The sequence below is a fragment of the uncultured Shimia sp. genome, from assembly GCF_947493595.1.
Taxonomy (GTDB): domain Bacteria; phylum Pseudomonadota; class Alphaproteobacteria; order Rhodobacterales; family Rhodobacteraceae; genus Shimia.
Genome location: NZ_CANLRL010000003.1, coordinates 327,947 through 341,694 on the forward strand (window position 1 = coordinate 327,947; position 13,748 = coordinate 341,694).

General features: G+C 54.4%; 5 protein-coding genes. All 5 read left to right on the top strand.

Annotated features, from left to right (window positions below; genetic code table 11):
* Positions 1-86: 86 nt before the first annotated feature.
* The 5 genes from Q0955_RS10495 to Q0955_RS10515 all read left to right on the top strand — a co-directional run bounded on the left by Q0955_RS10495 (position 87) and on the right by Q0955_RS10515 (position 13,711).
* On the top strand, positions 87-677 hold the full coding sequence (locus Q0955_RS10495; protein ID WP_299424044.1) for a hypothetical protein: 591 nt from the start codon (positions 87-89) through the stop codon (positions 675-677).
* A complete protein-coding gene (locus Q0955_RS10500) occupies positions 664-2,472 on the top strand; it encodes a relaxase/mobilization nuclease domain-containing protein (protein ID WP_299424047.1) in 1,809 nt (602 codons plus the stop codon). The genes Q0955_RS10495 and Q0955_RS10500 overlap by 14 nt, the downstream gene beginning before the upstream one ends.
* Positions 2,465-4,363, top strand: coding sequence for a type IV secretory system conjugative DNA transfer family protein (locus Q0955_RS10505; RefSeq protein ID WP_299424050.1), 1,899 nt, complete (start codon positions 2,465-2,467; stop codon positions 4,361-4,363). Before Q0955_RS10500 ends, Q0955_RS10505 begins: the two co-directional genes overlap by 8 nt.
* A gap of 250 nt (positions 4,364-4,613) precedes the next feature.
* Positions 4,614-7,808: a hypothetical protein gene (locus Q0955_RS10510; RefSeq protein WP_299424053.1), complete on the top strand. Its 3,195-nt coding sequence runs from the start codon at positions 4,614-4,616 to the stop codon at positions 7,806-7,808.
* Positions 7,805-13,711: a DEAD/DEAH box helicase gene (locus Q0955_RS10515; protein WP_299424056.1), complete on the top strand. Its 5,907-nt coding sequence runs from the start codon at positions 7,805-7,807 to the stop codon at positions 13,709-13,711. The genes Q0955_RS10510 and Q0955_RS10515 overlap by 4 nt, the downstream gene beginning before the upstream one ends.
* Positions 13,712-13,748: the final 37 nt, after the last annotated feature.

Sequence of the window (13,748 nt, forward strand, 5' to 3'; positions counted from 1 at the left end):
TATTATAATATTGAATCAATTGTGGCGAAATGCCATAACAGGGCTGCCTGTATGATGCTGGCAAGAAATAGGGGTGATTACTTCACATGGTCCGACCGCGCGCACCACGGCACAAACGACTGACGCAAAACCAGCGTTTTGCTATCGTGCGCAAGCGTGCAGAGGGCGTCCAAATCGAGGATTTGGCCCGTGAATTCGGCGTCACGCCCCGCAGCATCTTCTACACATTGAAGGCCGATCAAAGTCGCAAGCTTGATGCGCGCGTGCGCTCTGAGCTGGTGAATGTCCGCCTCACACCAAAGGAGCTGGCGGGCTTCGATGCGGTGTTGACGCGGCATGATATCGCGAGCCGTGCGGAGGGGCTGCGGCGATTGATCCATGCGTCGAACGATCTCTTTGTTCCCGACGATGAACTGGCCAATCAGATGCAGGGGCTATCGGCCTCGCTCAATCGGACCGGCAACAATATCAACCAGATTGCGCAGCGCCTGAACGAAGCAAAACGTCAGGGCAAGACGCCGCCCTATGGCAATTCCGCCCATGCTCAGGTGCGCGCTTTGGCCGGGCTGATCTTCGGCATCGCGGACCAGGTACAGGACATGGCGCAGCGCCGCCGCAGCGCGCTGTCTGGCGAGGTTGCCCGCGTTCTAGGAGGCTTTGCCGATGGCCCGGAATAGCGCCGTTTCTGCCGCGCAGGAGGCCTTCTTCGATCGCGACTGGAGCCGCATTCGCGGCAGCGTGCCGCGTGCCCGTGCCAAGCAAATGGCGCGCGCCGCCATGGGGCATTCCCCCGCGATCTTCAAAGCCATTCGCGACGGCGGCACGCACAACAAAGTGCAGCTGCGCAACCAGCTTGAATACCTGACCACCAAGTCGAGCTTCATCATCGACAGCCGTGGTACCTATGACGGCCAAAGCGTTCTGTCAGCCAAAGAGATCGAGCAGGTCACGCGCCGGTTTTCAGCCCAGTGGAATGAGGGGTTTCATCCCAAGCTTGGACATACTTCGCATCTCTTGATGGCCTTCCCGATTGGCACGCGCGGCGAAGATGTCGCCGAGATCACGCGCGAGATTTGCGAGCGCTTCTTTCAGGGCGAAGGCAGCCACTTTGACTACATCGCCGCCGTGCACGAGGACCGGGACCACCCGCATGCCCACATCGTTCTGAACCGGCGCAGCAAAGATGGGGAGTTCTTCTTTCTGAAAGAAGGGCACCACTTCAACTACGACAGTTTTCGCGAAGCGATGGTGGAGGTATCGGACCGCTATGGGCTGCGGCTTGAGGCGACGCGAAAACTCGAGCGTGGGATCACGACGAAGAGCCCAGGCGATGTAGAACAGCGTGGCGCGGAAGCCACGGGCCAGAAATTGGCCGAGCGTGAGCGCGTGGGGCCAGAGCTTGACCGCGCAATGGCCGAGGTGGCGCAGAACGCGCGGCTTTATCGCGGATTGGCGGCCGAAGCCTCGCGCGAGAACCAGCATGACATTGCAGCAGCCTTGGACAAGGCCGCGACGCTTTTGGCGCAGGGCAAACCGATTGAAGCAGATGGAAAGGTATATGGCATGGCCGAAGAACAGCATTCGTTTGATGAGGTCGTGGATGCCTTTCACGACAAGATCAATCAGGCCGAACGCATTGTGGCGGACGCTCCAGTGGAGCGGCGCGCAGCGCTCGAGCATGAGCTGAACGACATCTATCGCTCTTTGTCGCATCTCAGCCCAATGGGAACGCAGTCCCACACCTTGCTCGAAGATGCGTCCAAAAGTGGGATCTATTCTGCCGCGAACATTCAGGCCGACGCCCAAAGTGCATTGCGGGATACATCTCTTACCGAACGTCTTCAGCAGGCTTTGAAAGGCACCGGCATTGATGCGAAGGATGTGACGCGTCGCGTCGAAATCGGCGCGGGCAATGCCGCGCTGGAGCGGCAATGGCTTGGACAGGATCTGAGGGCGATTGCCGAGAAGGACGGCTTTGACCTGTCACGCGCCGATGAGCTGGAGAAGGCGATCGACCGCCTCGACCAGGTGCACAGTGATCTGGGTCGTTTGTTGGCCGATGCTGAGGTTCTCAAAGACAGCGGGACGGTGGAGATTGACCGGCAGGAAAGCATGGACGACAGGTTGCCGCCGACCATGGCTGATATCCTGAGCCGAATGAGGGAAGACCCAACCGCAGATCCTTTCCGCAGCGATCTGGAACGCGAGACCTTGCGCTCCGAGTTGGAGGAACTGGTCGGTGAAGAAAGCACCCCGGACTTGGCGATTGGCGATGAGACCGCGCTGGAGGAACATATCGAAGACCGTCTGGACCGGCTCTATGCGGCCAAGGCCTATCTGCAGAGCGATGCCGCTCTGGCGAACAGTGTGGCGATGGAGCATGTCCTCGATGAAATCGCCAATGAAGAAATCGACGTTCAACGCCAGCGGCACGTCGATGTCGATGGCGAAAAGGGTGTAACGCATGGGTAAGGCGCGGATCGCACTCGGCGTCATGAGCTTTGCTCTTCTGGGCGCGGTTCTTGGGTATGTCCTGGCGTCGGCCTTTCTGACATTCCGATGGTTCGGGGTTGGGGCGGATATCGATTTTCTGATGCTAGCGCGCGGTTACGGGGTTCTTCGAGCAACCCATCCGGCCGAAATGCAGATCGTTCACTTGATCATGGGGACCTGCACGTGCGCGGGTGTTTTGCTCAGCGCTGTGTTGATGAACGACGCGCTGACCAAATTCGGTGAAACCCACTGGCAGCACATGTCCGAGATGAAACGGAACGGCTTTTTCGGCAAGCCCGGCCAAGGCTTTGTTCTCGGCAAAATGGGCACGCCCAAGAGCCGCAAACCTTTCGTGATGTCCAAGGTTTTTCCCCATGCCCTGATCGTGGCTCCGACCGGGCGCGGCAAGACGACGGGCTTCGTCATCCCGAACCTTCTGACCTACCAGGGCAGTGCCGTGGTGCTGGACGTAAAGGGCGAAAACTTCGAGGCGACGGCGCGCCACAGGGCCACGCAGGGCGACAAGGTGTTCCGGTTTGCGCCCACTGATTGGAAGGACGGTCGCTCGCATCGCTACAATCCTTTGCTGCGCATATCTGCGCTGGAAAACGTGGACCGCCAGCAGATGGAGCTGCAACTCCTGGCATCGCTGTTCCTGCAAGCTGATAACGACCGTGTCCAAGGGCTCCTCGATGGCGGTATCGATCTGTTTGTGGCGGCGGGACTTTTGGCTTTCGAGCGCAAGCGGCCGACCTTGGGCGAGATCTACCGGATCACTGCATCAGGCGGTGACAAGCAGAAGGAGTACCGCCGTCGCGCCGACGAAGTCGCCAACCCGGCTGCCAAGTTGATTTTCATGCGCATGGCTTCGACTAACAACGATACCCTGACCTCCTATCTGTCGCTTCTCATGACCTCGGGCCTCAAGCAGTGGTCAAACCCCGCGATCGACCGCGCAACCGCAACGTCAGACTTCGATTTCCGCGACATCCGAAAGACGCCGTTTTCGGTCTATCTGGTGGTCGAACCGCTAATGGTAAAACCCCTCGCGCCACTGATCCGTTTGTTTTTCTCGGACTTGCTGGCATCGCTGCAGGACCATGAACCTAGCAAAGACGAGCCTTGGCCGGTGATGATCATGCTCGATGAGTTTAACCGCCTTGGCAAAATGCCGATCGTGCTCGACAGCATCGAGACCCTGCGCTCCTACCGCGCCAACCTCGCGATCGTCACTCAGACGATCCCGGCGCTAGATGAAATCTATGGCGAGAACGCTCGGCGTGCCCTACAGGGCAACGCGGGTATCAAGCTCTATCTGACCCCGTCAGATGAAAAGACCATCGAAGAGCTCAGCAAAGCCGTCGGCAAAACAACCAAGCGCGTTGTGACCCGCTCGCGATCGGTCGGCCGAAACCCCTTCGCCGGGCGCAGTATGTCTGAACGGACCGAAGAAACCGCCTTGCTGCCAGAGGACGAGGCGCGGCGCATGGATCTTGATGACATCGTTCTAGTGGTAGACGCGCAAATGCCCGTGCGGGCCAAGCGGATCAAATACTACGAAGATCAGTTCTTTAAGCAGATATTCGACAAGCAGACCGGCGATCTGCCATATCCGTCAGCTGGTGACCAGATGCGCGGGCTGCAAGGGCAGATCAAGGCGCTGGAGGCTAAGATTGGGGCGCTTGAGATACCGAGAGCGGTTTCAGGTGATGGCGCTGAAATTGACGGGACGCGGCGCGAGGAAATCGATTATTTTGCCGGTGACCATCGAGGTGCGGCCATAGACGAAAAGCCTAGTCTGGACGAGTATCAGGCAGGAACGGAGAGGATACAGAGATTCATGGAGGAAGCCTCTGTGAGGCGAAGGTGAGAGCTTTCGTTCGATTCGAGTTGTGTTAGCAAGTGGGGTGCGCTTTGATTTGAAGTTGGATTGTTGGGCAACTTTGGCACTTTGTAGGGACATATTTGCGTTTGACGCGCCTCTCGAGCCAGCTTGTGGTTGTGGTTGTGGTTGTGGTTGTGGTTGTGGTTGTGGTTGTGGTCGGGCAATATGAAAGCCTGAAATTTTTGTATTATATCTAGGTATTTAGAATTCAATGCGTCAGCAAGAGTCAGCGCCGATGGACCCTCAGGTTTTACTGAGAACAAAAGATTTCCTTGTGAATCGCGCCCAGAAATCTCTGAATGCGCCACCTTTCTTGGCCCTCGCAATTGAACTAAGCCATTTGTCGGACACGAGAATTGCACTTCAAGCTTTGGTGAAAGAAGGATATACGCCTCAGAAATTGCTCCATAAATTTCCGAATGTGACAGCATGGGCAATATGTGCATCGTTGCTTGAGAATTATGGTCAAGGAAGCCAAGAAATATGGCCGCTGATTGGTCGATTGTTTGGCAAGGAACCGTCCCTAGCAGCGCGTACGGAAATCGTCGCTTCATTCAAATCCGTTTGTCGCAAGATTGGACTAGTGACGGACGGCTTTGATCGTAATGTTGATGTTTTTCTGATCCATGTCGGCGTAGCGCGTGGACAAATGGGTCATGTTGCAAAGGCCTTCTTGCAGCAGGAGGCTGCCAACGGCCTGCCATCTTCCGATGATGTAGTTCAATTGAACCGTTGGGAAGATGATGCTGTTTTAACGTTCCTACCGGTGGGCGTACATGTTCCTGAGCGCCCTATCTTGCACGACGAAACGGCCTGGATGGCGGCACTCTTTCTAAAATGGCGTGGCAATCCTACAGAACTTCGAAAGCAAAGCACTTTTGCCGCGGAGTTCGCGGAAACTCTGGACAAAATTGAAAAAGATGTTGGCTCGTCAAAGCTGCTCGCTTCTCAACCTTCGCCACGTTTGATTTGGCTGGATGGTCGCCCACAATTGCAGGTGCCGGCGGGTGCTGGAAGGCTGCAGGTTAACATCGGCTCGCAAACACTCAGGCTACGGCGTGGACAGACATGGCCTCTAACTACCCCGCTTCCCTCGGAGCTAACTTGGATCGCAGATGGGGAAGACCGCTATTTACCGTTATACAACTCAACTTTTGTCATCTTCGAGCCAGAAGATGGTCGGCAGCTTGTACCTCGCAAAGGGACCACGGAATGGATTGTTCAGACAAGTGTGGCGACGGTAACCTCAACTCGGGAATTCACAGTGAATGGGGTTCCGGCCGACCTTTTTGGCCCTGATCTATATGTCGCTCAAGTGAGCTTGCGGGACAAACCCGCAGAACTTCGATCCTCCAACCGGAACGTCGTACTACGCGGCTCCAAAAGAACAAGAATAAGCATCGAGGGTCGCCCAATTGCGGTGCAATCGGGCAAAGCTGGCAGTTTGTGGCCCGGTGACGCGGATATCGTGCTGGAAGCCGCGCTCTATACAGATCGCCTTGTGACCCTGAAGGCCGAGTGTGGTGAGAAATCAGAGCTTGTCCACTGTGAACTCGATGAGAACGACATTGGCAGATTGTCGGTTAACGATATTCTAGAAAAGCTACATCTAGGCCAGACGGGAAATCCCATCCGTCTCGTTTTGACGATGCTGCGAGACGCGGATGGTCAACTCATCGAGACGCGAATCAGACGGGAGATTTTCGTTTGGCCGACTTACACCGGCTTGGACGGCGTCACGTTCCTGAGCGCGATGCCACCTTCAAATTTTGTATCAGCATCATCCAAACATGTTTCGTACGACGAATCCGGCAATCTGTGTTTGGATCGTAGGGGCGGTTACGACAAAGCCCTGATTGGGTTCGAGATTGATTCAGAAACCCGTCAGTTTCTCGTAGATTGGCCCGAGATTTCGATTGTCTTGGAAAAAACAAACGGCACACGTGAGCCCCTGATTCTTGGGAGTGCAATTATTCTGGGCCTTGACGATTGGAACAGTTCACTTGTTGTCCGGTCCCCAAATCGCCGCGCAACCTTGACCATTGCAGGTCGGTCGTTGGATCGGCCTTTCGCCAATACGGGAAGTTGGGCAATTCCGCTTCGTCAACTTCACAAAGCTCACGACAACCAGATCTACCTGGTCAACGGTGCCGCACGCACCTTGCTGGCGCGCATAGAGACCGTTGCAGCTCCGAAAGAGCTCGTGGTGAACCACCGCGCTGACGGTGTCACCGCACGGATCCGCGCCCCCTTTTCAATCGGTGGGGTTTTGATAGCTGCCGAAGACGAGGGTGGTCAAGTTGTTACCAGTGAGTTTAGCTTCGATCATTTCCCGACAGACGTGCCTGCGGATCCAAAGATCAGTGCACAGAAAGCAGCCGATGACAGGGTTACGATACTGCTGAAAAATTCCCGCAGTTCCGAAATGCTGCGTTTGTTTGACATAAGTCTACGCGATGTCGGTAATCGCCGTTGGACCCGTCTCTCAACAAATCGAGGAGACCGAATAGCGCTCGCCGTTCCAGCGTCCGAGCCCGCAGAGCCAACGGTTGAAGCCATGTCACGTATTGATGGTTGGATAAACCAATGTTTCGCGGCTGAGTGTTGGGATGGCGGACTAAACAGGCTGTTGACGAGCCGCTGGGCAGAAGTTGTCCGCGCAATTGATCATCAAGCTGGTGGCCGTGCAGCAATTCTCAGCCTCGTACATGCGGAAGAAGAAGACTCTAACTGGCTGCCTATGAAGCATGTCGTAGAGGTCGTACCTGAACTTCATTCAGCCGAGGCCTTCGAATACTCAGCTCTTGGAGCGATCGACTCACAAATCGGAAGAGCTCTCTCGCGCCTCAACTCAATCGGACGCGGTCAGATCCGACAAAACTCAGCCATAGATCCCCGCGCGCTCCTCGGCTTCAAGAACGCTCGGTCAGCAGATCGTCTCGGCGAAGAACTATCCGGCTTTTCGACGCTTCGTCTCATCAATGTTCTGCAAATGCTTGGCACCTCTCGCGCGTTTTGGGATGGCCGAACTGTGCTCGGACCAGAACATCGACAAGCAGCGATGACCGGCTTGATAGAGCGCTGTGAGGATTTCCGATTGTTTTCCGAAGACGCGGCTGAGGGACCAATGAGCTTAAGAAGCGCCCGTCTTAACCAGCTTATGCAAGGTGTCATCAAAAATGCCCCAGACATCCCTAAAGGTCCGGAGCACGAAGAACAGGAATATGTGCTTTGGATAGATCAAACCCTCATGGCATATGCCAGTGCAGCGCGCCGCAATAAGGTTGTAGTGTTGTTTGACAAAGTCGCACAGTCAACGGGCTTTTCACTTGCCGAAACCAAGAGATTGTTTGGCGAACTTCTACGAATAGCGCCTGAATTGCTTACGTTTCACTTATTATGCCAAGAGCTAGAAAGGCTGCGTTCATGAAGGATCTGCCCGAGCAAAACGATGATCTCGATCCCGTCGCTTTCAAGAAAACGTTGGCCGACCGCCTGCGCGATTTCACGTTATCTGCAGCATCAATTTCTCCAGTGCATGCGCCGCGCCTTGCGTCTGCCGTTGAAACTCTGATTTCGCACCATCCGTTCGTCAGCGGTCCTTTCGTAGAGAGCCTTCCCGACTTCGAGAAAGGCGAGTCTATCGCAGAACTTGTTGCCTCTGATAACCTTTGTGATGCTTGGAAAGCGATGCAGGAAAAGGCTCCTGCGCTGTTTGAGCGTAAACTCCATCTTCACCAAAGAGCGGCAATCGGCCGAGAAGAAAACTATCTTGTGGCAACTGGCACAGGTTCGGGCAAAACAGAAGCTTTCTTGTTCCCACTTATCGATGCGCTTTTGCGTTCTGGCGTCGGCAATCCAGGTGTGAAGGCGATCCTTATCTATCCATTGAACGCTTTGGCGACGGACCAAATGCACCGCATCTCAAAGCTCTTGTTCAAAGAGCTTGGCGATCCCGGATTGACCCTTGGTCGTTTTACCGGTCAAACGAGCGCGCGCGCTGGTAGGGCTGAAATCGAGCGGGAGATTAGTGAAGCACCGAGTTTTCAATCTGCTTTTGGATATGATGAAAAGGTGCCCAACAACTGGCTCTTGTCGCGCAAGGAGATGTTGGAGAACCCACCTGATATTTTGATCACCAACTATGCAATGTTGGAGCATATTCTACTTTTACCCAAGAACCGTGCTCTCCTCAAAGGGGCTGATCTACAATGGATCGTGCTTGACGAATTGCATACGTATACTGGCGCTCAAGCAATTGAAGTGGCGTTTCTGCTCAGAAAGCTGAAAGCAGCGTTAGACATAAAGCCAAACACCCTGAAATGCGTTGGAACATCTGCCAGCCTCGATCCGTCTAGAAAGGACGAACTTGCAAGATTCGCAGAGGACCTATTCGGCGAACCTTTCGGCGGGGGTAGCGAAGCAATCATTACCTCAAAACGCGAACTTCATCCTGAACTGAAAATTGACAAACCAATACGGTCACTTACAGCGGAACAATGGATTAAGCTTGGAGAAGGTCTAGTTGAGTTAAAACGAGATGGCGCGCTCCACCCCGATGAAGCTAAAAACCATGTTGAAGACTGGAATGATGTCTCAGGCGGCATATTGGACCTAGAGGATGGGCCACACCTTGGGAGCCGTCTTTCGGAAGCGCTGTCCTCTCTTTCCGAGGTACGACAGACCGCCCACCTTCTTTTACCAGCCGAAAATGCTGGCGCTAAAATTCTGCCGTTAGGTGTTTTGGCGACCCAAATTTTCCCCGATGCGCCGCCAGATGTATCTACCAAAGCCATGACCGCACTAATTTCAATCGCTGTCTTGGCGGTCCCCTCAGGTGTTGACGGCTACCCATTGCTACCGGCGAGATACCATATTTCTGCGAGCGCTACTGAAGGCATTTTGGTTGGACTAGATCCAAGCAACGACGAGAGCTGGGCAACACCCGAGATTGGTCGGAATGGACGAGATGCAACTGACAAGACACCCGCTCTTTGGCCCTTACTTGTTTGCCGTAGTTGTGGGCAGCCATATATCGAAGGTTTCGACGATGGATTGAAAATAGCACCAACTCCAATCCGAAATGGGTCGTCAAAGCGCATCGTTTTGCGGCTTGGCAAAAGCGGAACAGCAGCAACAGACGATGTCACAGACGATCTATCGGAAGTTGATCTCGAATACCTGAACCCTGTCGATGGCCAAATCATGGACGGACCGGACGATGGTGTGATTGAACTTCAGGTGGCCAGCACTGAAGAAGACGACCGCGACCGCAAGCCTTACGTGAAAAAATGTCTCGCGTGCGGGGCAGGAGCTGGAAATTACGCTGAACCAGTCTCGCATATTCACCCCGGCGATGAGGCCGTTTCTGCCATGGCCGCCCAAGCGCTGCTGGAAGCACTTCCGCCGAGAGAGGAGTCAGATGGCCCGATGGGGGGGCGCGCGTTGCTGGCCTTCTCGGACAATCGGCAAGATGCTGCATTTTTTGCGCCGTTTTTCGAACGTACGTCTCGCCTAGAAGCACTTCGAGGGGCAATTCTAGATTCCATCTGCGGCGAAGGCGAACCGATGGGAATCCGCGATCTTGCAGACTCAGTCGCGAGGCGATTGCGCAAGCACAAATTCGCTCTCTATGATCGCAGAGACTTGGAACGCCCTATGAAGGGCGATCAGTTCAAAGACAGATTGTTAGCCTTGGTAGTCGCAGAGATGACGCTCGCTGCGACTGGTCGGATTTCGCCGGAAGCATTTGGACTTTGGCAGGTTAACCACGCAAAGCTGGATCAAGTCATCAAGAAGGCGCAGGGCGAGCTTCCGTCCGAAAAGCTGAGTGCGCTTGTTCCAGGAACTCTCAAGCTCATTCTATTGATGATGAGGCAAAACAGGGCAATCAACGATCTAAGTGGCATCATCGATTTGTCCGACGAGGCTGTATGGGGGAGAGGGCGCGGTTCCGTTGAGACGGCGTATGATTTGGATCGAACATCTGAAGGTAAACGTCTCAGAACTCTTCTTCCCTCCAAGCCAACGACGCCCACGCGACTTACTTGGGTCCTGTCAGAAAGGCTTGAACTAAGTTTCGACGAGACCGCCACCTTAGCAAGAGCCTGTTGGGACGCGCTTTCATCACGGCGAGCGGGCATCTTGCAAAAACACAAAGCAGGGTTGGTCATTGATCTGGATGGGCTGCAAATTGAGAAAGGACGCGACCGCTTCCAGTGCGAAAAATGTGGCCGTGTGGCTGGATTTGACCTTTCGGGGGTGTGTCTTGCGTTCAGGTGTACTGGTGCAACCAAACGCGTCGAAAGTAACGATTCAATCAGTGAAAGTTACTACGTTCAACGCTATCAGGCTCTTCCGTCGGCGGCAATCGCGCGGGAACATACCGCTGCGATCGGCCCAAGCTTGAGGAACGTGATTGAAGGTGGATTCAGGGAAGGCCAATTTAACCTCCTTAGCTGCACGACTACCATGGAAATGGGTGTAGACCTCGGCGATTTGGAAGCGGTAATTTGTAGGAATGTTCCTCCTGGTATCGCAAATTACCAACAGCGCGCAGGACGTGCGGGACGCAGAGCGCAGGCAGCGCCTATCGCTCTGACTATTGCACGCGGCAGCCGATACGATCAGGCCACATTCAGCGCTTTCCCAGAATACTTGGCGAGCATGCCGTCTATGCCATATATTTCTTTGGACAACGCCCGATTTTTGCGAAGGCATCAGGTGTCGTGTGTATTAGCAAGCTGGCTCGATACGCGCCTTGCTACCAGTGACCGAAAAGGTGCTCCGCGCCTACGCGACGTCTTGGCGGATCGCCTTGATGCTGAAGAGACGCGCAGTTTGTTGCATGATTTAGATACATGGCTTGCTAGCGACCATGGTAAATCGGCTCTTGATCGCGCGAAAGAAATGTCAAAAGGCCTGCCCGCGGGCACGGCCTTGCAGGGAAGCGAACTGGTCGCCCATGTACGCAATGAAATCGGTGGTTGGCTTGAACAAGTAGCTGGGCGCTGGTCCAGTATTCAGCATCGGTACGAACTTGCTGAAGCGGAACAATCGCAGGCAGAAACTGAGGAGTTGAAATCGCGGGCTCTTGGGCGGATGAAATGGGCCGACGGAGAGAAAAAACGCTACCTTGATCGCCTGCTTGTTGAAAGCCTTTCGCGGGCAGCTGTTATTCCCACCTATAGCTTTCCTGTGCATTCGCTGACGCTCGAAATCGTTCAACATCGGGACACGCAAGGGCCCAGTGAAGGCGAGATTGAGCTGAGCCGCGACGCAACGTTGGCCATCTCTGAGTATGCGCCCGGCGCTGAGACCGTCGCGGCGGGCCGGATCTGGCAAAGTGCTGGTATCGCCAAAAGACCTTCCAGAGTATCTGGCGATGCATGGCTAGAAGAAGGCTTCATTCGTATTTGCGATGCGTGTCAACATGTGGAGCGCGTGGATGAGTGGGATCAACTTTCAGAGCAGTGCTTTGGGTGTGGAACGACCCAATTACCCAAGGCCCGAAAGTACTTAGAGCCCATTGGTTTTTTGACGTCATACAAGGACAAAGCTGGTGGCGAGCCAGGAGTGAGTAGACTGCGAACGCGTGCCGTTGATGAAGCACGCCTCTTGACGCGGGCTCCGCGCGACAAGATGAGCAAGTCTGATCTTGCGCGAGTTACAACCTTTTTGGCGCCGTCGCATGGAAGTGTGGAGGGCGAAGAAGGCCGCATGGTAGTAGTGAACCGCGGTCCCCACGGCAGTGGATATTTTCGCTGCCCAAGATGCGAGCACGCAGAAGCTGCACCGCAAGGCAGCAACTTCTCCAAAGCAGAGTATCCGAGCAAACACTTTGATCCACGAACGGGTGACCCTTGCCCAGTTGAAACTTTGAAATACCCAATTGATTTGGCGCACATCTTCACAACAGATGTGCGGATCCTGCGATTGTCCGAACCAATGGCAATTCCGTCGGAAGTCAAAGACGGCACGGCCTATATCAATGACACGCTGAGGGGCGCAGCCGAGGCGATTCGCCTTGCTGCTGCCGATCTATTGGGGACAGATCCCCGCGATCTCAGAGCAACCTTCGAAAGTGGAACCGACGACTATTTGATCATTCTAGCAGACTCAACGCCGGGCGGCGCTGGCTATGCGCGCCGCCTGATTGATGAACCTAGATATTCGGCTCGGCGCTTGTTTTCGAAGGCATTGGAAATCCTCGATTGCGAACGAGGCGAGAAGTGCCAGACAAGTTGTGTGAGGTGTCTGAACGACTACTCCAACCAAGCCTATTGGGATCGCTTCAACCGACACTCGTCTCTCAAATGGTTGACTGCGGTTTTGGCCCACAGCACAGCAAGACCAGATCATGTTCCAGCCCAAGCGATCCCGAGCGATGCGCCTTCGGGCGATGCGTTGAGTCGCTATCTGCGAAACCGAGATCAAGTTGTTGTCGTCGCAAAAACACTCTGGGGCGCTGAAACCGAAGAGAACTCCATCAGAAGCGCACAGCGGTTGCGAGATTGGTTGGAGGCAGAACCCCACCGTAAGGCAACGGTATTCTGCGCAACTCCAGATGTTGGAAGTGCTAACTGGTTGGACCGCCAAATCGCTGCAATGTTGAGGCCAATGGAAGATTCTGGGAGGCTAAATTTTCCAACGGTTCCTGATACTGTTTCCAAGGGCGCACCGCGTTTGACCCTTTTGGGAAATGGAGAAATGGAGGAACTATTTGATGATGAAAATCATGCAGCAGCACTAGCGGGCCTTGGAGAGGGCGTCATCTTTCGTTGTACACGCGCTCCATCCGAAACTTGGGCAGGCCAGAATGCGGCAAAGATTATAGAGGCTGCCAAAGCGAAGACGTCCTACCTAGGTACTTTGATTGATCGGCTGTCCATACATCGGTTTAGGCCTGGGGATGTCCGAAACCTCGAGCCAGCGTTTTCCTCACTTTCGGGGCAATTGGTTAACATAACAATCGAAGACCCTTGGTGTGGGGCCCGTCGGCATGGACGCGAAAGCGTTTCGAAATTCCTCGCACAGCTTCAAGCAATGAGTATCACCATCGGCGAACTAAAAGTTGTTTGGAGCTCCGACAACTCGGATGACTCTGCTGCTATTCAGGCCAATGAGCTACGAGATGAGATTGAACGAAATTACAATGGCGAGCTGATACTGGAACCCAAACGCCGACATGAAGTACGCCATTTTCACGACCGCGTTGTCTACTTTGACGTCGATGAAACTAGCGAGACCTGGCGCGTCGATGTCAGCTCGGGCATCGATAACCTCATGTCACGAAACAAAGAATGTAGTATTTTTGTTGAGAAGCGCCGCTAGGTGGAGGGTGAAATGAATTGTTTGCAAATGCACAGCT

Excerpts from the sequence above, each read along its gene's own strand:
- Q0955_RS10495 (WP_299424044.1), top strand. The coding sequence starts at position 87 with ATGGTCCGACCGCGCGCACCACGGCACAAACGACTGACGCAAAACCAG.
- Q0955_RS10500 (WP_299424047.1), top strand. The coding sequence starts at position 664 with ATGGCCCGGAATAGCGCCGTTTCTGCCGCGCAGGAGGCCTTCTTCGAT.
- Q0955_RS10505 (WP_299424050.1), top strand. The coding sequence starts at position 2,465 with ATGGGTAAGGCGCGGATCGCACTCGGCGTCATGAGCTTTGCTCTTCTG.
- Q0955_RS10510 (WP_299424053.1), top strand. The coding sequence starts at position 4,614 with ATGGACCCTCAGGTTTTACTGAGAACAAAAGATTTCCTTGTGAATCGC.
- Q0955_RS10515 (WP_299424056.1), top strand. The coding sequence starts at position 7,805 with ATGAAGGATCTGCCCGAGCAAAACGATGATCTCGATCCCGTCGCTTTC.